The organism is Pseudoruegeria sp. HB172150 (assembly GCF_013184805.1).
Classification (GTDB): domain Bacteria; phylum Pseudomonadota; class Alphaproteobacteria; order Rhodobacterales; family Rhodobacteraceae; genus Psychromarinibacter.
On sequence record NZ_JAATNG010000008.1, the window covers coordinates 137,214 to 155,815 of the forward strand.

The 18,602-nt window shown below is 64.7% G+C and carries 22 protein-coding genes; 10 read left to right on the forward strand and 12 right to left on the reverse strand.

The window, feature by feature from the left end:
- From purH to HCO70_RS24020, 4 genes are all read left to right on the forward strand, one after another.
- Positions 1 to 1,590 carry a bifunctional phosphoribosylaminoimidazolecarboxamide formyltransferase/IMP cyclohydrolase gene (gene purH, locus HCO70_RS24005; protein ID WP_172300445.1) on the forward strand — a complete coding sequence of 530 codons (1,590 nt, stop codon included), beginning with the start codon at positions 1 to 3 and terminating at the stop codon, positions 1,588 to 1,590.
- Positions 1,591 to 1,818: 228 nt separating this feature from the next.
- Entirely contained in the window at positions 1,819 to 2,289 is a 471-nt protein-coding gene (gene lspA / locus HCO70_RS24010) for a signal peptidase II (protein WP_172300446.1), read from the forward strand.
- Between the two features lie 54 nt (positions 2,290 to 2,343).
- Positions 2,344 to 2,868 (forward strand): DUF3035 domain-containing protein, encoded by a 525-nt coding sequence (locus HCO70_RS24015; RefSeq protein ID WP_172300447.1) that lies wholly within the window; start codon positions 2,344 to 2,346, stop codon positions 2,866 to 2,868.
- A 57-nt stretch (positions 2,869 to 2,925) separates the two neighbouring features.
- On the forward strand, positions 2,926 to 3,672 hold the full coding sequence (locus HCO70_RS24020) for an alpha/beta fold hydrolase (RefSeq protein WP_172300448.1): 747 nt from the start codon (positions 2,926 to 2,928) through the stop codon (positions 3,670 to 3,672).
- A gap of 75 nt (positions 3,673 to 3,747) precedes the next feature.
- On the opposite strand, the gene HCO70_RS24025 is transcribed toward HCO70_RS24020, so the two are convergent.
- The 4 genes from HCO70_RS24025 to HCO70_RS24040 all read right to left on the reverse strand — a co-directional run bounded on the left by HCO70_RS24025 (position 3,748) and on the right by HCO70_RS24040 (position 6,956).
- The gene (locus HCO70_RS24025; protein ID WP_172300449.1) at positions 3,748 to 4,824 is read right to left on the reverse strand and encodes a 5-(carboxyamino)imidazole ribonucleotide synthase; all 1,077 of its coding nucleotides are present in this window, start codon (positions 4,822 to 4,824) and stop codon (positions 3,748 to 3,750) included.
- Entirely contained in the window at positions 4,821 to 5,579 is a 759-nt protein-coding gene (locus HCO70_RS24030; protein WP_172300450.1) for an NAD(P)-binding domain-containing protein, read from the reverse strand. Before HCO70_RS24030 ends, HCO70_RS24025 begins: the two co-directional genes overlap by 4 nt.
- Positions 5,579 to 6,052: a 5-(carboxyamino)imidazole ribonucleotide mutase gene (gene purE / locus HCO70_RS24035; RefSeq protein ID WP_172300451.1), complete on the reverse strand. Its 474-nt coding sequence runs from the start codon at positions 6,050 to 6,052 to the stop codon at positions 5,579 to 5,581. Before purE ends, HCO70_RS24030 begins: the two co-directional genes overlap by 1 nt.
- 67 nt (positions 6,053 to 6,119) lie before the next feature.
- On the reverse strand, positions 6,120 to 6,956 hold the full coding sequence (locus HCO70_RS24040) for a DMT family transporter (RefSeq protein ID WP_253913463.1): 837 nt from the start codon (positions 6,954 to 6,956) through the stop codon (positions 6,120 to 6,122).
- Between the two features lie 126 nt (positions 6,957 to 7,082).
- On the opposite strand from HCO70_RS24040, the gene HCO70_RS24045 reads away from it, so the two are divergent.
- Positions 7,083 to 7,556 carry an Lrp/AsnC family transcriptional regulator gene (locus tag HCO70_RS24045; protein WP_172300453.1) on the forward strand — a complete coding sequence of 158 codons (474 nt, stop codon included), beginning with the start codon at positions 7,083 to 7,085 and terminating at the stop codon, positions 7,554 to 7,556.
- 5 nt (positions 7,557 to 7,561) lie between these two features.
- On the opposite strand, the gene HCO70_RS24050 is transcribed toward HCO70_RS24045, so the two are convergent.
- Positions 7,562 to 7,780, reverse strand: a complete 219-nt coding sequence (locus tag HCO70_RS24050) for a YdcH family protein (protein ID WP_371742324.1) — start codon at positions 7,778 to 7,780, stop codon at positions 7,562 to 7,564.
- A 175-nt stretch (positions 7,781 to 7,955) separates the two neighbouring features.
- On the opposite strand from HCO70_RS24050, the gene HCO70_RS24055 reads away from it, so the two are divergent.
- The 3 genes from HCO70_RS24055 to HCO70_RS24065 are packed head-to-tail and all read left to right on the forward strand — an operon-like array spanning position 7,956 to position 9,482.
- Complete coding sequence (locus HCO70_RS24055) at positions 7,956 to 8,369, forward strand: Hsp20 family protein (RefSeq protein WP_172300454.1); 414 nt, start codon at positions 7,956 to 7,958, stop codon at positions 8,367 to 8,369.
- 15 nt (positions 8,370 to 8,384) lie between these two features.
- Positions 8,385 to 8,612, forward strand: a complete 228-nt coding sequence (locus tag HCO70_RS24060) for a DUF1150 family protein (protein ID WP_172300455.1) — start codon at positions 8,385 to 8,387, stop codon at positions 8,610 to 8,612.
- Positions 8,613 to 9,482 (forward strand): PhzF family phenazine biosynthesis protein, encoded by an 870-nt coding sequence (locus HCO70_RS24065; protein WP_172300456.1) that lies wholly within the window; start codon positions 8,613 to 8,615, stop codon positions 9,480 to 9,482.
- A 12-nt stretch (positions 9,483 to 9,494) separates the two neighbouring features.
- Here HCO70_RS24065 and HCO70_RS24070 read toward each other — a convergent pair whose 3' ends face one another.
- The 3 genes from HCO70_RS24070 to HCO70_RS24080 form a co-directional block, all read right to left on the reverse strand.
- Positions 9,495 to 10,457, reverse strand: coding sequence for a phosphoribosylaminoimidazolesuccinocarboxamide synthase (locus tag HCO70_RS24070; RefSeq protein ID WP_172300482.1), 963 nt, complete (start codon positions 10,455 to 10,457; stop codon positions 9,495 to 9,497).
- Positions 10,458 to 10,562: 105 nt separating this feature from the next.
- Positions 10,563 to 11,150 carry a glutathione S-transferase family protein gene (locus tag HCO70_RS24075; protein ID WP_216665603.1) on the reverse strand — a complete coding sequence of 196 codons (588 nt, stop codon included), beginning with the start codon at positions 11,148 to 11,150 and terminating at the stop codon, positions 10,563 to 10,565.
- Between the two features lie 210 nt (positions 11,151 to 11,360).
- On the reverse strand, positions 11,361 to 13,067 hold the full coding sequence (locus HCO70_RS24080) for a bifunctional sulfate adenylyltransferase/adenylylsulfate kinase (RefSeq protein WP_172300457.1): 1,707 nt from the start codon (positions 13,065 to 13,067) through the stop codon (positions 11,361 to 11,363).
- Positions 13,068 to 13,324: 257 nt separating this feature from the next.
- On the opposite strand from HCO70_RS24080, the gene HCO70_RS24085 reads away from it, so the two are divergent.
- Positions 13,325 to 13,903: a GNAT family N-acetyltransferase gene (locus HCO70_RS24085; protein WP_172300458.1), complete on the forward strand. Its 579-nt coding sequence runs from the start codon at positions 13,325 to 13,327 to the stop codon at positions 13,901 to 13,903.
- On the opposite strand, the gene trxB is transcribed toward HCO70_RS24085, so the two are convergent.
- Complete coding sequence (gene trxB / locus HCO70_RS24090) at positions 13,904 to 14,899, reverse strand: thioredoxin-disulfide reductase (RefSeq protein WP_172300459.1); 996 nt, start codon at positions 14,897 to 14,899, stop codon at positions 13,904 to 13,906.
- A gap of 191 nt (positions 14,900 to 15,090) precedes the next feature.
- On the opposite strand from trxB, the gene HCO70_RS24095 reads away from it, so the two are divergent.
- Positions 15,091 to 15,591, forward strand: coding sequence for an Lrp/AsnC family transcriptional regulator (locus HCO70_RS24095; protein ID WP_172300460.1), 501 nt, complete (start codon positions 15,091 to 15,093; stop codon positions 15,589 to 15,591).
- Between the two features lie 8 nt (positions 15,592 to 15,599).
- On the opposite strand, the gene HCO70_RS24100 is transcribed toward HCO70_RS24095, so the two are convergent.
- The 3 genes from HCO70_RS24100 to HCO70_RS24110 form a co-directional block, all read right to left on the reverse strand.
- Positions 15,600 to 16,943, reverse strand: coding sequence for a TrkH family potassium uptake protein (locus HCO70_RS24100; protein WP_172300461.1), 1,344 nt, complete (start codon positions 16,941 to 16,943; stop codon positions 15,600 to 15,602).
- Between the two features lie 13 nt (positions 16,944 to 16,956).
- Complete coding sequence (locus HCO70_RS24105) at positions 16,957 to 17,619, reverse strand: TrkA family potassium uptake protein (RefSeq protein ID WP_172300462.1); 663 nt, start codon at positions 17,617 to 17,619, stop codon at positions 16,957 to 16,959.
- Between the two features lie 110 nt (positions 17,620 to 17,729).
- Positions 17,730 to 18,524, reverse strand: coding sequence for a Hint domain-containing protein (locus HCO70_RS24110; protein ID WP_172300463.1), 795 nt, complete (start codon positions 18,522 to 18,524; stop codon positions 17,730 to 17,732).
- Positions 18,525 to 18,602 lie beyond the last annotated feature (78 nt).

Below are 18,602 nucleotides of genomic sequence, written 5' to 3' on the forward strand. Positions count from 1 at the left end.
ATGACCGACCTTTCTCCCGTGCGCCGCGCGCTGATTTCCGTTTCCGACAAGTCCGGGCTGCTGGAGCTGGCCCAGGGGCTGGCGCGTCATGGGGTCGAGCTTCTGTCGACCGGCGGAACCGCCGGGATGCTGCGCGACGCGGGGCTGACGGTGGTGGACGTGGCCGAGGTCACCGGGTTTCCCGAGATGATGGACGGGCGGGTCAAGACGCTGCATCCGAAGGTGCATGGCGGGCTTCTGGCGCTGCGTGACAAGGATGATCATGTCGCGGCGATGGAGGAGCACGGGATTCCGGCGATCGATCTGCTGGTGTCGAACCTCTATCCGTTCGAGGCGACGCTGGCGAAGACCGACGACTATGACACGCTGGTCGAGAATATCGACATCGGCGGGCCGGCGATGACGCGGGCAGCGGCGAAGAACCATGCGTTCGTGACAGTACTGACCGATCCGGCGGATTACGCGGCGATGCTGGCCGAACTGGACGCGACCGGCGGGCAGACGCGGCTGGCCTTCCGGCAGAAGCTGGCGCAGGCGGCCTTTGCGCGGACGGCGGCTTATGACGCGGCGGTGTCGAACTGGATGGCCGGGGCGGTGGGCGTCGCCGTGCCGCGCAGCCGCGCGTTCGGCGGCACGCTGGCGCAGACGCTGCGCTATGGCGAGAACCCGCATCAGGAGGCGGCGTTCTACCGCGATGGCTCCGGCCGGCCCGGTGTGGCGACGGCGAAGCAGTGGCAGGGCAAGGAGCTGTCCTACAACAACATCAACGACACCGATGCGGCGTTCGAGCTGGTCAGTGAGTTCGCGCCCGAGGACGGGCCGGCCTGCGCGATCATCAAGCACGCGAACCCCTGCGGCGTGGCGCTGGGCGGGACGCTGGTGGAGGCATACCGGAAAGCGTTCGACTGCGACCGGACCTCTGCCTTCGGCGGGATCGTGGCGCTGAACCAGCGGCTCGACAAGGCGACGGCGGAGGAGATCGTGAAGATCTTCACCGAAGTGGTGATCGCGCCCGGTGCGGACGAGGACGCGATCGAGGTCTTCGCGGCGAAAAAGAACCTGCGGCTGCTGACCACCGAGGGGCTGGCCGATCCGCGCGCGGCGATCACCGCGTTCAAGCAGGTCGCCGGCGGGTTCCTGGTGCAGGACAAGGATCACGGCCAGATCGACGCTCATTCCCTGCGGGTGGTGACCGAAGTGGCGCCGACCGAGGCGCAGGTGGCCGACATGCGTTTTGCCTGGAAGGTGGCCAAGCACGTGAAATCGAATGCCATCGTCTACGTTAAGGACGGCGCAACGGTCGGCGTCGGCGCCGGGCAGATGAGCCGGGTCGATTCGGCGCTGATCGCGGCGAAGAAGGCCGAGCGCATGGCCGAGGTGCTGGGGCTGGCCGAGACGCCGACCAAGGGATCGGTCGTGGCATCGGATGCGTTCTTTCCCTTTGCCGACGGGCTGATGGAAGCCGCCGGCGCCGGGGCCGCGGCGGTGATCCAGCCGGGCGGATCGGTGCGAGACGACGAGGTGATCGCGGCGGCGGACGAGGCCGGGCTGGCGATGGTCTTTACCGGGATGCGGCATTTCCGGCACTGAGCGGGTCTGGGGGCTCTGCCCCCGTCGCCTGCGGCGACTCCCCCGGGATATTTCCGACCAGAAGAAGCGGGTGGACCGGGGGATGCGGCAAGGGCCTTTCGCCGTGACCAGGGTCACGGTGGCGGGAAGGCTGGCCGCGCCGAAGGCTGCCGATGCCCGCGGTGACGGGTTTCGTTCCGGCGGATACCGGGCTAGAGCCTGCGGCAACGACAAAGCGAGCGGGGTTGGATGCGCAGTTTCTGGATCACGGCGGCGATCGTCTTCGTTCTCGACCAGGCGACGAAGATGCTGGTGCTGTACGGCCTGCATCTGGACGACCGCCAGGTTGTCGAGGTGTTGCCGCCGCTGCTGACATTCCAGATGGCGTGGAATTACGGGATCAATTTCGGCCTGTTTTCGGGCAGCGGCGCCGTGATGCGCTGGGTCCTGATCGCGGTCGCGCTGGCGATCTCGGCCTGGGTGGTCTGGTGGATGCGGCGCGAAAGCCGGATGGCAGCGCGGATCTCGGGCGGGCTGTTGGTGGGCGGGGCGCTGGGCAACGTGATCGACCGGCTGGTTTATGGAGCGGTGGCGGATTTCCTGAACATGTCCTGCTGCGGCATCGACAACCCGTTCAGCTTTAACGTGGCCGATGTCGCGATTTTCCTTGGCGCGGTTGGGCTTATCCTGTTCACAGCTGAAAAGAAGAAGACCCCGTGACCTTGCGCGCCCGATGCGATACACAAGCCGAAAGACTGGGTTGAGGTGCAGTTGATGCGGGGCATGTCTGGCAAAATCGTGCTGGTTCTGGCGGTGGCGCTGGCCCTGTCGGCCTGCAGCAGCGACAAGTCGCCCAAGCTTCTGAACATCAAGTCCACGACCGACGGTCCGGACGAGTTCGCCATCGTTCCTCCGAAGCCGCTGCAGGCGCCGGAGAGCTTTGCCGCGCTGCCGCCGCCGACGCCGGGCGGGACTAACCGCACCGATGTGTTTCCGGAAGCGGATGCGATCGTGGCGCTGGGCGGACGGCCCGAGGCGCTGCAGGCGATCCCGGCGGCGGATGCCGGGCTGGTCAATGTCGCGCGGCGTTACGGCACCGACCCGGTGATCCGGTCGCGGCTGGCGCAAGAAGACCTGAACTTCCGGCGCCGCAAGGATGGTCGCATCCTTGAGCGGCTGTTCAACGTGAACGTCTATTTCCGCGCTTACGAGCGCCAGTCGCTGGACCAGTACGCCGAGCTTGAGCGGTTCCGCCGGATCGGCGTTCGCACGCCGGCGGCGCCGCCGGCAGGGTACTGACGCGAAGTCACGAAATCCTGCATGGAAGGCCACGAGCGCGCCGGTTAGCCTGAGCGCATGCGCTGGGTGCTTGTCCTGCTATGCCTTGTCGCGCCGCTGCGGGCGGCGGCACAGGAGTGCGTCGTGCTGATCCACGGGCTGGCGCGGAGTGCCAACAGCATGCTGGCCATGCAGGAGGCGCTGGCGGCAAACGGCTATCGCGTGGTCAACCTGGACTATCCGTCGACGGAGAAGCGGGTCGAGGCGCTGGCAGAGTCCGCCGTCGCCCCGGCAGTAGCGGCCTGCGGCGACGCGCGAGTCAATTTTGTCACCCATTCGATGGGGGGCATCCTGCTGCGGCTCTGGCTGGAAGAGAACAGCATCGAGAACATGGGCCGCGCGGTGATGCTGGCGCCGCCGAACCAGGGGTCGGAACTGGTCGATGCGTTCGGGGAACTGCCGCCCTTCGAATGGATCAACGGGCCTGCCGGGCAGGAGCTGGGTACCGATGACGACAGCCTGCCAAACCGGCTGGCGCGGCCGGATTTCGAGCTGGGGATCATCGCGGGGACGCGGTCGCTGAACCCGATCTATTCAAGCGTGATCGAGGGGCGGGACGATGGCAAGGTTTCGGTCGCGTCGACTCGGGTGGCGGGGATGGCCGATCACCTGACGCTGCCGGTGACGCATACCTTCATGATGATGAACCCGCTGGTGATCGCGCAGACCGTCGCGTTTCTGGAGACCGGGGCATTCCGGGCGGAGATGGGCTTTGGAGAAGCGCTGGAGGTGGTCATGGGCAACGGGATGCTGCCCGGGCAGTAGAGCGGGTCGGCGTTGCGCGGGTGGCGGGTGCGGAAGCCTCCGGCGGGGATATTTCAGACCAGAAGAAGGACCGGATCAGGCACTGTGCCCGATGTAGTGGTTCACGTGGCCCATCTTGCGGCCGGGGCGGGATTCCGCCTTGCCGTAGAGGTGGATCGCGGCCCTCGGGTCCTTCGCCAGCTCGGGGATGCGGGCGATGTCGTCACCGATCAGGTTTTCCATGCGGATGTCGGAATGGCGGCTGCCGTCGCCCAGCGGCCAGCCGGCAACGGCGCGGATATGCTGTTCGAACTGGTCGACCATGCAGCCGTTCTGCGTCCAGTGGCCGGAATTGTGGACGCGTGGCGCGATTTCGTTGACCAGCAGGCCGGCGCCGGTGACGAAAAGTTCGACGCCGAGGACGCCGACATAGTCGAGGGCCGTGAGGATCTTTCCGGCGAGCAGGATCGCGTCGGTGCGCTGGGCGACGGTGATCTTTGCCGGGACCTCGGTGGTGTCGAGGATGCCGTCCTTGTGGACGTTTTCGCCGGGATCGAAGGCGGCGACTTCTCCGCTCAGGCCGCGGGCGGCGATGACGCTGATCTCGGCGCCGAAGGTGACGAAGCCTTCGAGGATGGCGGGGGCGTCCTTCATCTCGGCCAGCGCGTGGTTGGCATCGGCGGGTGCGTTGAGTCGCGCCTGGCCCTTGCCGTCATAGCCGAAACGGCGGGTTTTCAGGATCGAGGGCGTGCCGATGGTGCCGATGGCGGCGGCGAGGTCGCCGGCATTGTCGACCGCCGCGAAGGGGGCGGTGGCGAGGCCAAGCTCGTGCAGGAAGGTCTTTTCGGTCAGCCGGTCCTGGCTGACGGCCAGCGCGTTGCGGCCGGGGCGGATGGGCCTGTGTTGTTCCAGGAGGTCGAGGGCGGCGGTGGGGATGTTCTCGAACTCGTAGGTGATGACGTCGACGGAGGCGGCGAAGGCTGCGAGCGCGGCCTCGTCATCGTAGGGCGCGGTTGTGACACGGTGGGCGACATCGGCCGCGGGCGGGTTGGCGCCGGGCTCGTATATGTGCGTTTTCAAGCCGAGGCGTGCGGCGGCGACGGAGAGCATGCGGCCGAGCTGGCCGCCGCCGAGGATGCCGATGGTGGCGCCGGGGGCGAGTGCCTGAGTCATTCGGGGGCGAGCCTTTTGCCGATCGCTGCGAGCGTGTCGAGCAGGGTTTCGTGGGTGCCGGCGGCGCGGAGCGCGTCGGTCATCTGCAGGCTAAGCGTGCCCTCGGTCGCGAGCGCGTCGCGTTCCGCGGCGAGGCGGCCGGCGCCGCCCTTCTGCATCGCGTCGAGGAAACCGCCGAGGAGCTGCGTGGTGTAGAACTCGGCTGCGGCGGGGTCGCCGGTTTCCTGGCCCAGCCAGTGAGACGCGGTGGACATCAGGTCGAGCACGCCGGGAACGAAGGCGCAGATGGCAAAATGGGCGTTCAGCGCGTGTTCGCTGTCGGTCTTCACCACGGGGTTTTCCGGGGCGAAGAGCGTGGCGAGCAGTTTGTCGTTGCCGAAGGCGGCGAGCGGGCAACCGCCGGACTGGAGATAGGCGAGCGGGATCGTCTGCACCATGTCGGTGGCGGGGGCGCAGAGGCGCAGCAGGTCGGCGGTGGAGATACCGGCCATGACCGAGACGATCTGCTGATCTTCGCGGAAAGTGAGCGGTTCCAGCGCTTCCTCGGCATGCTGCGGGCGGGTGCAGAGAAAGATGATCTCTGAGGCGTCGACGACCTCCTGTGCCTCGGCGACGGTGACGCCGAGTTCGGCGTGGAGTTCGGCCGAAATGTGCTCGCTGCGGCGGGTGACGGCGATCTGGTGACCCTTGGCGGCGAGATGCCGGACCATGGGCGCGGCGATGGCGCCGGTCCCGATGAAGCCGATACGGCTCATTATTCGGGGGATTCCGGGATCGAGGCGGAGAGCGCTTCGCGCCAGGCGTCGACGCGGGCGGCAATCTGCGGGTCGGATGTGGCAAGGATCTGTGCAGCCATGAGGCCCGCATTCGCGGCGCCGCCGATGGCCATTGTGGCAACCGGGAAGCCGCGCGGCATCTGGACGATGGAATAGAGCGAGTCCACGCCGGCAAGCGCCTTGGTCTGGACCGGGACGCCGATCACAGGAACGCGCGTCTTCGATGCCATCATGCCGGGGAGATGCGCGGCGCCGCCAGCGCCTGCGATGATCGCCTTGAGCCCGCGCGATGCGGCGGTCTTGCCGTAGTCCCACAGCCGGTCGGGCGTGCGATGGGCCGAGACGATGCGCGCCTCGTAAGGGATTTCCAGCTCGTCGAGGATATCGGCGGCCAGTTTCATGGTGGGCCAGTCGCTTTGACTGCCCATGATGATGCCCACCTGAATATCCATTCGCTGCCTGTCCCCTGTTGCCGGAGCGGGCACTATAACCAGCGGAGAGGCCGATGCAATCGGCGGGCTAACGCGCCGGGCGATGCAGGGCGATGCCGCCCATCACCAGCGCGATCCCGCCGAGATCGGCGGGGCCGGGGATCTGGGCGAGGACGATGACGGCGACCACGGTGGCGGTGGCGGGAAGCATCGCCAGCAGCAGGGCGAAACTGGCACGGGGCAGACGCGCCATGGCGAGCTGGTCGCAGATATAGGGGATCACCGAGGAGCAGATTCCGACGCCGATTCCGGCGGCGACAAGTACTGGGCTTTCCAGGAGCGTGCGGGCTGTGGCGATGCCAAGGGGCAGGAGCGCGAGAGCGGCGACGGCCATGGCGGCGCCGAGGCGTTCGATGCCGCCGGCGGCGCCGGACTGCGCGGCGCGGTGGCCAAGCACGACGTAGAGCGTGAAAAGCGCGGCGTTGAGAGCTGACCAGGCGAGGCCGGGCAGATTGCCGGACCATGCGGGCCCGATCAGCAGGAACACACCCGCGACTGTCAGTGCGAGGGCGGCGAGGTTGCGGCGGGTGCGTAGACCGTAGAGTGCGAGGCCGATGGTGCCGGTGAACTCCATCGCCGCGACGAGGCTCATAGGCAGGCGTTCGAGCGCCAGGTAGAAGCTGGTGTTCATCGCGGCGAGGGTAAGGCCGAGGACGATCAGCAGGCGGCGGGTGGCAATGTCGGCGCGGGCGAAGCTGCGCCGAGGTCGGGTGACGGGGGCGAAGACGGCGGCGGCGGAGGCGACGCGCAGGAAGGCGGTGCCAAGGGGACCGGCGGCGGGAAACAGCAGCACGGCGAAGGACGGGCCGAGATAGTGGAAGACGGCGCTGACGGCGAACCATGCATGCGGCGGAAGTGCATGCACGGACGGGAACTTAATGCGGTTCGTCGGGTTGATCATGAATGGTGAATTTGCAGGCGAACCGGTTTCCTGTATATGGATAAGCGTGGCTCGTTTCGCCGATTGACCTTGGCTTCGAAGGTAAGACTGATGAACAAGTTTATGATTGAAGGTCCAAGAATAGATCACCTGGATCGCGCGATTCTGACGTCGCTTGCGGAGAACGCGCGGGTGCCGACGGCCGAGCTTGCGCGCCGGGTCGGGATGTCACCGCCGAGTGTGGCGGAGCGGGTGCGGCGGCTGGAGGAATCCGGAGCGATTACAGGATATTCTGCGACGCTGGCGCCAGAGGTGCTGGGCTATCCGATTTCAGCATGGTTGCGAATCCGGCCGATGCCCGGAGAGCTGGCACGGGTGACGGAGATTCTTCGCGACACGCCGGAGATCTCTCAATGCGACCGGGTGACCGGCGAAGACTGCTTTCTGGCGCGTGCGCATCTGCAATCGGTTGCCGATCTGGAACGGGTCATCGACAGGTTCATTCCCTATGCGATGACGAATACAGCCATCATACAATCGTCCCCGGTGGAACCGCGGCTGCCGCCGCTGCCGGGGACGGACTAGGCCATTCAGGCGATGATGTCCGGCAGCAGGCGGTCTTCGAGCCTGCTGATCTTGTCCTTCAGACTGAGTTTCTGCCGTTTCAACCGGCTTAACCGCAACTGATCGGCGCGTTGCGTTTCCTGCAGGGCGGCGATGGCGTCGTCGAGGTCGCGGTGTTCGCGGCGGAGCACCTCGAGTTCGACCCTGAGCACATCACTGGTCTCCATCATACCGGAATCATTCATGTGCAGCCCCATGAGTCGTTTCGTAAAGCGGTATGGCAGATTACATCGGAATGGCTGTTTCACCAAATCCCGAAGCAATGCATGCAAGGCTTGCGGGCGGTCGCGGCTGCCCCCATATTCAAGAAGGCTGCCGATACCGGGGCCGAATGCTGTGTCGCTTATGAAGGGCAAGGCTATGACCAAAGTAACATTGGGTTCGCACCCCTTTCTTTTGGGGTTCGAGCAGCTGGAAAGACTGATGGAGCGGACTGCGAAGTCCGAGAGTAATGGGTATCCACCGTTCAACATCGAGCAGACCAGCGAAAATTCCTATCGGATCACTCTCGCCGTCGCGGGATTTGCAGAAGATGACCTGTCATTGACTGTCGAGGACCGGCAGTTGGTGATCCGTGGTCGCCAGAGCGAGGAGGAAGACGGGCGTGTCTTTCTGCATCGTGGAATCGCGGCCCGTCAGTTTCAGCGCAGCTTCGTTCTGGCCGAAGGGGTAGAGGTCAACGGGGCGGAGCTGAAAAATGGTCTTTTGCATATCGATCTGTCGAGGGCCGAGCCGGAAAAAGTAGTGAAGACCATCGCGATCAAGCGAAGCTGAGTTGGGGATGACTCGATGAATACGAAGTACGATTTTGGGCCGGAGACGGAGAATAACATCGTCTATGTCCGTCCCGTTTCCGTAGCTGACCTGCCACAGGAAGTGCGGGAGCAGGCCGGTGGCATGGAAACCCTGTTTGCCGTCCACAATGCGGAGGGAGAGCGGCTGGCACTGGTCCGCGACCGGAAGCTTGCCTTTGTCCTTGCGCGCCAGAACGACCTGGCGCCTGTGAACGTGCACTAGATGCCGCTCGAATTCGACTGGGTGGATGCGTTTTCACCCAGGCCCTTCGGCGGTAACGGGTGCGCGGTTGTGCATGGTGCCGAGGGGTTGAGCGGCGAGACCTGCATGGCATTTGTCCGTGAGACGGGGCTGGTGGAGTGTACCTTCCTTGGCCCGTCGGAGCTTGCAGATATGAAGGTTCGCTATTTCATGGCGGACCAGGAAATACCGTTCGCCGGACATCCGACCCTGGCGACCGTGGCGTCGATGGTCGATCGTGGCCTCGTTGCAGAGAAGGGCATCACGCTGGAGACCGCGGCCGGGCTAATTCCGATAGCGCTGGAATTCAGCGCCAATAGTGGGCCGACAATCACCATGACCCAGAACACGCCGGAATTCGGTGCCGGCGTGCCGCTTGCGCTGGTGGCGGATCTGGGCGGGCTGGAGATCGAGGATATCCTTGGCCTGCCGCGCGTGGTGTCGACCGGGTTGCCGTTCTGCATCGTGGTGCTGAAGGACAAGGATGCGCTGCGTAGAGTGAAGCTGAACCTGCCGCTGGTCGAGAAATTCCGCAAGGAAACCGGGGTGCTGGAACCGTTCTGGGTGACGCTGGGCGGTGCGACGGAGGCGGGCTGTACCTTTTCGCGCCTTGTGCTGGCGCCGCCGCTGCCGCCGGAGGACCCGTTCACCGGCTCGGCGACCGGTGCGATGGCTGCGTATCTCTGGTCCGAAGGGCTGATCGAGGAACCGGTCTTCGTCGCCGAGCAGGGCCACTGGATGGGCCGGCCCGGGCAGGCGCAGGTCGAGGTTCTGGGACCGCGCGACGCGATTACCGGGGTTCGCGTCGGCGGTCAGGCGCATGTCCTGATGCGGGGGTCTCTGAGCCTTTAACGGCCAGAGCTCTCAGCCGGGCGTGAAATAGGACGCCAGGTTCTGCCGGATGCGCGACAGCGGCGTTTCGCCGGACAGGTCGGGCTCGAACCCCTGCCCGGTGATGGCCTGATAGGCGTCGATATAGGTACGCGACGCCGTTTCGATAAGTTCGGCCGGGATCTCGGGGATGGGATCGTTGTACGGGTCGCAGCGGGCATCGACCCAGGCACGGATGACGTCCTTGTCGAGAGACGGCGGGCGCGCGCCACGTTCGAAGGCGTCCTGATACCCGTCGGCCAGCCAGAAGCGGGAACTGTCGGGCGTGTGGATCTCGTCGGCGAGAAGGATTTTTCCGGCGTCATCGGTCCCGAATTCGTACTTTGTGTCGACAAGTATCAGGCCGCGTTTCGCGGCCATTTCCTGCCCGCGCCGGAACAGCGCCAGGGCGGCGGTGGAGACGGTGTTCCACTGATCCTCGGTCAGCAGGCCGCGCGTGACGATTTCATCGGCGGTGAGCGGTTCGTCATGACCGCCGTCGAAGGCCTTGGTTGTCGGGGTGATGATGGCTTCGGACAGTTTCGCGTTATCGCGAAGCCCGTCGTGGAAGCTGTGGCCGTACATCACCCGCTCGCCCTTGCGATATCGCGTCAGGATCGAGGTGCTGGTGGTCCCTGCGAGGTACCCGCGCACGATGATCTCGATGGGCAGAACCTGCAGCTTGCGTCCGATCACGACGTTGGGGTCGGGGTATTCCAGCACGTGGTTCGCGCAGATGTCGGCGGTGTTCTCGAACCAGTATCGCGCCATCTGGGTCAGGACCTGCCCCTTGAACGGGATCGCGGCGAGGATGCGGTCGAAAGCCGAAACCCTGTCGGTGGTGATCAGGATGCGCCGGTTGTCGGGCAGGTCGTAGCAGTCGCGGACCTTGCCGTAATAGGGATTGGGCAGTTCGGGGATGTGGGCGTGCTCGAGGACGCGAAGGGTCGGGGTCATGTGCTGTTGTGCCGGAGAGAAGCTGCGGTTGAGACTGGCTAGCACAGTCATGAACCGATGTCCGCAGGCACCAAGCCGCGGACGGGCTGTTTGCCGCCGCGAAGATCAGGCTTGCTGGCTCGCTGTGAAGACCGCGAGCTGATCCGCGAAGGCACGTTTGAAGGCAGGCCGCGCCTCGCCGCGGGCGACATAGGCGGAGAGGTTGGGATAATCGTTCAGAAAGCCGGAACTGCCCAGCCGGCGCAGGACGCCGATCATGACGAGGTCCCCGACGCTGAAGGCTTCGTCGAGCCAGTCGGCGCCGCCGAGCCGGTCCGAGAGTTCGGTCAGACGCTTGCGGATCCGGCCCTCGAGCATCGGAAGGCGATGTTCGGTCCAGCTTTTGTCGTGTTCGAGGAGCAGGGCGGTTTCGCGCTCGAGGATCGGTGGCTCCACCGTGTTCTGTGCGGCGAACATCCAGGTGATGGCGCGTGCGCGGGCGTTCGGATCCTCCGGCAGGAGGCCGGGGTGATTTTCCGCGATGTGAAAGACGATGGCCGCGGATTCGAAGAGGACGAGATCGCCTTCTTCATAGGTCGGGATCTGGCCGAAAGGATGCAGGGCGATGTGCGCGGATTCCTTCATCTCAGCGAAGGAAACGAGGCGCACCTCGTAGGGCTGGCCAACTTCCTCCAGCGCCCAACGGACGCGCATGTCGCGGGCCTGCCCCGGCCGCGATCCGGTGACGCCTCGAAGGCGGTGATGGTTATGGTCATCCGGAGGCCCCTGCAGAGAAAGTGTTTTCCTGCGAATGTTTTATGCCGCTGGCGACGGCCGTCAAATGCGGAAGGAAGGCCGAGGCGGGTATCAATGAAGAAGGGCGGACCAGACGGCCCGCCCCTGTTCGTTCAGCTCAAGAATAGATCAGGCCGCGATCAGGCCCATCGATTCGAGCTTCAGGATCACCTGATGCGCGCAGTTGTCGACATCGGTGTTCTCTGTGTCGAGGCGCAGTTCCGGTTTTTCCGGCACGTCGTAAGGGTCGGAGATGCCGGTGAACTCCTTGATCTTGCCTTCGCGGGCAAGCTTGTAGAGGCCCTTGCGGTCGCGGCGTTCGCATTCCTCGATCGAGGTTGCGACGTGGATTTCGACGAAGGCACCATGCGCCTCGATATCCTCGCGCACTGCGCGGCGGGTGTTCGCATAGGGCGCGATGGGCGCGCAGATGGCGATGCCGCCGTTCTTGGTGATCTCGGACGCGACGAAGCCGATGCGGCGGATGTTGAGGTCGCGGTGTTCCTTCGAGAAGCCGAGTTCCGACGACAGGTTCTTCCGCACGATATCACCGTCGAGCAGCGTTACCGGACGCCCGCCCATTTCCATCAGCTTTACCATGACGGCGTTGGCGATGGTCGACTTGCCGGACCCGGAGAAGCCGGTGAAGAACACGGTGAAGCCCTGCTGCGAGCGTGGCGGGCGTGTGCGGCGCAGTTCGGTGACAACTTCGGGAAAGGAGAACCATTCCGGGATCTCCAGCCCTTCGGCCAGACGGCGGCGCAGTTCGGTGCCGGAGATGTTCAGGACGGTGACGCCATCCTCGATCTCGTCGGCGGGTTCGTACTGGGCGCGTTCCTGCACATAGACCATGTGCTTGAACGGGACCATCTCGATACCGATCTCCTGCTCGTGCTTCTTGAACAGTTCCTGCGCGTCGTAGGGGCCGTAGAAATCGTCGCCGGCCGAGTTCTTGCCGGGGCCGGCATGGTCACGGCCGACGATGAAGTGGGTGCAGCCGTGATTCTTGCGGATCAGGCCGTGCCAGACAGCCTCGCGCGGGCCGGCCATGCGCATGGCGAGGTTCAGCAGGCTCATCGAGGTGGTGGAGGACGGGTATTTGTCCAGCACAGCCTCGTAGCAGCGGACGCGGGTGAAGTGATCGACGTCGCCGGGTTTGGTCATGCCGACGATGGGGTGGATCAGCAGGTTGGCCTGAGCTTCTTTCGCGGCGCGGAACGTCAGCTCCTGGTGCGCGCGGTGCAGCGGGTTGCGCGTCTGGAACGCGACAACGCGGTGCCAGCCCAGCTTGCGGAAATAGGCACGCAGCTCGTTCGGGGTGTCGCGGCGGGCGCGGAAATCGTAATGCACCGGCTGCTGGATGCCCGTGACCGGGCCGCCGAGATAGACTGAACCGGCAGCGTTGTGCAGGTAATAGACGGCCGGGTGTGCATCGTCATCGGCGCCGAAGACCTTTTCGGCCTCTTTCGGCTTGTCGGGCGTCCACTTGTCGGTGACCGTCATCGTGCCGAGGATCACGCCTTCCTGATCGCGAAGCGCGATGTCCTGGCCCAGCTCGATGGTCTCGGCGAATTTCTCGGACACGTCGAGCGTGATCGGCATCGGCCAGAGCGTGCCGTCGGCAAGGCGCATGTCGTCGACGACGCTGTTGTAGTCTTCTTCGCTGAGGAAGCCCTTGAGCGGGTTGAACCCGCCGTTCATCAGAAGCTCCAGATCGCAGATCTGGCGCGGGGTGAGATCCCAGCTTGTCAGGTCGGCGGCTTCGACCTTGAGCTTCTGGGCGCTGTCATAGGAGACGTACAGCTCCGGAATGGGAGCCAGGTTCTTCAGTTGCATCCTGAGCCTACTCAATAATTGCAGTTCTAAGGGGCGGCGGAAATGCCGGGAGGTCGCGGGCCGTCTAGACCCGGAAGCAGGGGAAAGTCTAGGTGCTGAGCGGAAGATTGCCCGAAAAGGTCCGGCATTGCGGGAAATCCACCTCAATGGGGACTTCTGTTCGGGATTGGTGGGGAATTCCAGAACGTGCGCTATCGGGAAAAAGCCTGTTAGAAGGACAGAATTGAAAGCGCCGACGTCGCGAGGAGTATTGGGATATGAAGGATTTATCGTTCCGGCCGGCTTTGCCCGGCGATGCGGAAGCGCTGGTGGATATCGTGATGATGGCCGGTGAGGGCCTGCCGGACATGGCCTGGGCCGGGATGGCGGAGCCGGGGCAGACGGCGCGTGATGTCGGGCTGCAGCGCGCAGCGCGCGAGTCGGGCAGTTTCAGCTATCGAAATGCCTTGCTGGCAGAACGGGGCGGCCGGGTCCTTGGCGGCATGGTCGGTTACGCGCTGCCGGAGGAGGCGGTGGAGATCGGGCCGGATTTCCCGCCCGAGTTCGTGCCATTGCAGGAGCTGGAGAACCTGGCGCCGAAAACGTGGTACCTGAACATCCTAGGGGTCTATCCGGACCTGCGCGGGCAGGGGATCGGCGGCGCTTTCCTGGAACGTGCCGGCGAGATGGCACGAGAGGACGGGCTGGACGGCGTGTCGATCATCGCTTTCGCGGCGAACGAGGGGGCGGTGCGGCTTTATCGCCGGTCCGGATTCGACGAAAAAGCCCGGCGACCGATGTCGGTGCCGGGCTGGGAATTTGACGGGACCGATGCGATCCTGCTGATCAGGCGCTGATCATTCGGCCGGGGCGCCGACCTCGGCCACCGGTTCCTCGGGCGCGACCTCGACGTCTTCCTGTTCGGCCAGCCAGCGTTCCGCCTCGAGCGCGGCCATGCAGCCCATGCCAGCCGACGTGACGGCCTGCCGGTACTTGTGGTCGGTCAGATCGCCCGCGGCGAAGACGCCGGGGATCGAGGTGGCGGTCGAGTCGGGCTTGGTGACGACGTAGCCGCCCATGTGGGTTTCGAGCTGGTCCTTGACCAGTTCAGACGCGGGTGCGTGGCCAATGGCGACGAAGAAGCCGGCACAAGGAACTTCCTTGATCTCGCCGGTCTGCGTGTTCTTCACGCGCACGCCTTCGACACCGCGCGGGTTGTCGCCGCCGATGACTTCCTCGGGTGTGTGGTTCCACAGAACCTCTACCTTCGGGTTGTTGAATAGGCGGTGCTGCAGGATCTTCTCGGCGCGCAATTCGTCGCGGCGGTGGATCAGCGTGACCTTGGAGGCGAAATTGGTCAGAAACAACGCCTCTTCCACGGCGGTGTTGCCGCCGCCGATTACGACGACTTCCTTGCCGCGATAGAAGAACCCGTCGCAGGTTGCGCAGGCCGAGACGCCGAAGCCCTTGAAGGTTTCCTCGGACGGCAGGCCGAGCCATTTCGCCTGTGCGCCAGTCGCGAGGATGACGGCGTCGGCGCTGTAGACGGTGCCGCTGTCGGATTGCGCGGTGAACGGGCGTTTCGACAGGTCGATGGAGGAGATGTGGTCGGCGATGATCTCTGTTCCGACGGCGCGCGCATGCGCTTCCATGCGGACCATAAGATCGGGCCCTTGAACTTCGGTGTCGCCGGGCCAGTTTTCCACCTCGGTGGTGATGGTGAGCTGGCCACCGGGTTGGATGCCCTGGATCAGCACGGGTTCGAGCATCGCCCGCGATGCGTAGACAGCCGCAGTGTAACCTGCCGGGCCGGACCCGATGATCAGGACCTTCGAATGCTTGGTGTCAGCCATGTCTCATCCCCCTGGCACGAAATCGGATTTGTTTCCGGTCACGATATAGCTATGGGCGGGCGTGATCGAAACCCCTGCGACGACAAGGCCGGGTTTCTGCAGGTGCATTAAGGAAGTTGCGCGTTTTTGAAATAATATTGCGGATGCCACCTGCTTTCGGTACAGATTGAAAAAACGACGCTCAGGATGCTATGCCAGGATCGAAACTAGACCCCATCGACCGCCAGATTCTTGCGGAGCTTCAGAACGATGGCCGGATGACCAATGTCGAGCTGGCCAAGCGGGTGGGTATTTCCGCGCCGCCCTGCCTGCGCCGTGTGCGGACGCTGGAGGAGCAGGGCTATATCCGCGGCTACCATGCGGAGGTGGATGCGCGGCAACTGGGATTCGAGGTGCAGGTCTTTGCCTCGGTCGGATTGCAGAGCCAGGCTGAAGTCGACCTGTCGGCGTTCGAGGCGCGCTGCCGTGAATGGCCGCTGGTCCGCGAATGCCACATGCTGAACGGCGAGGTCGATTTCATCCTGAAATGCGTGGCGCCGGATCTGTCGACGTTCCAGACCTTCCTGACGGAACAGCTGACGGCGGCGGACAACGTGATCTCGGTGAAGACTTCACTGGTGATCCGTGGCGCCAAGGACGAGCCCGGAGTCCCCTTCGACGTGCTCGAAGAACGACTGAACCGGACGGCCTGAGCCCGCGTTCAGCCCAGGTGCACCTGCCCCTCGGGATAACGGACCCGGGGTGTGGTGCGGGTCGCCAGGAAGAACCCCAGTGTCAGCGGACCGACCCGGCCCAGGAACATGATCACGATGATCACGGCCCGCCCGAATTCCGTGAGCTCCCCGGTATAGCCGCGTGACAGGCCAACCGTGCCGAAGGCGGAGGCGACCTCGAAACAGATATCGAGGAAATTGCCGTCATGCGAGGCGGCCATCAGGAAGATGCCCACGAAAATCACGATGCTGCTGATCGCCGTAAGGGCCATGACCTTCAGCACCTGCTCCAGCCCGATGCTGCGCCCGAACAGGTGAAGCTGTGTCTGGCGGCGGAAGAAGGCGATCGTAGCGAGGATTCCGACGGTGATCGTCGTCACCTTGATACCGCCGGCGGTGGAGGTCGAGCCGCCGCCGATCATCATCAGAGAAATGAACATCAGCGCGGTGCTGTCGTGCAGGGCGCCGATATCGGTGGTGTTGAAGCCGGCCGTTCGGGTGGTGACGCCCTGAAACCAACTGACGGTAAGCCGGGCGGCGATGCTGTCGTACTGCGCCAGCGTGCCGGGGTTGTGCCATTCCAGCGCGGCAAAATTGGCGACCGACAGCGGGATCAGGATAGCGGTGCCAGTGATCATGATCTTTGTGTGCAGCGACCACGCGCGCCAGGGGCGGCGCATCAGCAGATCGTCCAGCACGACATAGCCGATGCCGCCGATGATGAAGAGCGCGGGGATCACGATGTTCACCACCGGGTCCGTGGCGAAGGAGACTAGGCCGTCGGGGAAGGTCGAGAATCCGGCGTTGTTGAAGGCGGAGATCGAGTGAAACACGGATTCCCACCAGCCGCGCCAGATGCCGAAGCGAGGGACGAAGCTGATGCAGAGCAGCAGCGCGCCCGCGATTTCGCAGGTCAGCACGACCTTGATGATGGTACGCACCAGTCTCGTGATCCTGTAGACGGAGCTCTGGTTCAGGTCCTCGCGCAGATAGAGCTCTCCAGTAATGCCGATGGGCAGGCCAAGGGCGGCGAGGATGACGACGGCGAAAGTCATCAGGCCGAGGCCGCCAAGCTGGATCAATATCGCGATGACGACCTGCCCGAACACGGTCAGGTCGGAGCCGGTGTCGATGACGACAAGGCCGGTCACGGTGACGGCGGAGGTGGCGGTGAACAGCGCGTCCGACAGGGTGATCGGGACGGTGCGCGAGATCGGCAACATCAGGGCGGCCGTTCCGATCAGGATCAGGGCTCCGTAGAGCAGCGCCAGGATCAGCGGCGGCGGAACCTGCGCGAATTTGCGGATCAGGAAGGGGCGCTTGCGCGGCATCGGGAAGGGGTGCCTAGAGGTCGTCGCCGAACTGGCGCAGCTCGGTCCGTTTGCCGAGCAGGATCAGCTTGTCACCGCCCTTCAGCACGGGTGCGGCGCCATCGCAGACGTGGAACTCGGTCCCGCGCATCAGGCCCAGCAATCGCACGTCGTGGTCGGTGCCAAGACCAAGCGCCTCTATGTCCTGCCCGTCCAGCCGCTCCGGCAGAACGACGTTCACCACGCTGTAGCCATTGCCGAGACTGACATAATCCTGAACTGCCGGGTTGTTCAGCATCTGCGCAGTGTGGCGACCCATTTCCTGTTCCGGCAGGATCACACGGTCGGCGCCGAGCTTGGCGAGGATGCGGTGATGGGTCCGGTTCGTCGCTTTCACCCAAATCGTCGGAATCCCCAGCATCTTGACGTTCATCGTCGTGAGTATGCTGGCCTCGATATCATGGCCTATGGCGATAAGCGCGACATCGTAGCGGTCGATCCCAGCCTCGCGCAGGGCGGCTTCGTCGGTTGTATCGAGGATCGCGGTAGAGGACAGGACCGATGCCATGTTCGCGGCCAGCCGTTCGTCCAGGTCGATGCCGATGACGTGGTTTCCGAAGCGGACAAGCTCTGCCGCGACCGTGCTGCCGAAGGCGCCGAGCCCGATGACAGCGAAGCTTCTGGTTTCCTTGGCCATGCCGGATTACCTCCTCTCGGCCAGATGCGGCGGACGCTGCATCGCGGCATCGCGGGAGTCAAGCATGCTCGTCTGAGCGGTACTTCCCGCCCCCGGGCGGGAAGAAGAAATCAGCCGCCGAAGGCGTCTTCGTATTCTTCCTTGGACAGGCGTGGGGCGACCATCGGACCGAAGTCGTTGACCGAGGTCAGATGCGGGAAGAATGACATGAACAGCCGCATCCCGTCGGCGCCGATGCGGCGCATCAGATCCGTGCCGGGGTGGAAGCTTTCCACTTCGAGGCCGTTGGTCCGGACGATGTGGTGATCGCGGAACGCCAGGTGGTAGGTGCTGACCGGCGAGGCGGGAGCGACGCGGATCACGGACTGGCCGTCCTCGAATGCGGTGATCGGGGTCAGCGCGGCCTCTGCCTGCATGATCTCACGCAGCTTGGTGTGGCGGTGCAGCAGGCGTGCATGCGGCGCCAGCATAAGGTCGGGCATCGGCCGGGCGGGGCCGAAGCTGTCCACCGGAATACGGAACAGGCGCGACGGGGTCTGGCCGGGCTGCTGGTTGGGCAGCAGTGTGATGGTGCCGATCCACAGCAGCGGCTGGTAGCCGCCGTCGCGGGTTTCGACCTTGGTGCCGGGCAGCAGGTCCTCGACGGCGACGGGTCCGTCCTCTGTCGCGATGATTGTGCCGCGGGCGAAGGCGCAGAAGGCCCCCTCGAAAATCGGGTGCGCCGGAGCGCGCTTAATGACTTCGGCCAGGGAATTGTCGGGCAGCAGGGCAAGCGCCTCGAAACGGCGCATCGGGAAGCTGACCTGCGGAGAGACCTTGGGGCGGCGTGCGGTCCAGGGTTGCTGGCCAAGCTGAGCCACAGGACGGGCGATGGCAGGAGGCCCGGGCCGGTGGGGATATGTCATTCCTTCATCCTTCGTTCGTTCCGCATCTGCCTCGGCCCCCACCGAACAAAGCATCCACGAGCGTTGACCCGTGTGCAG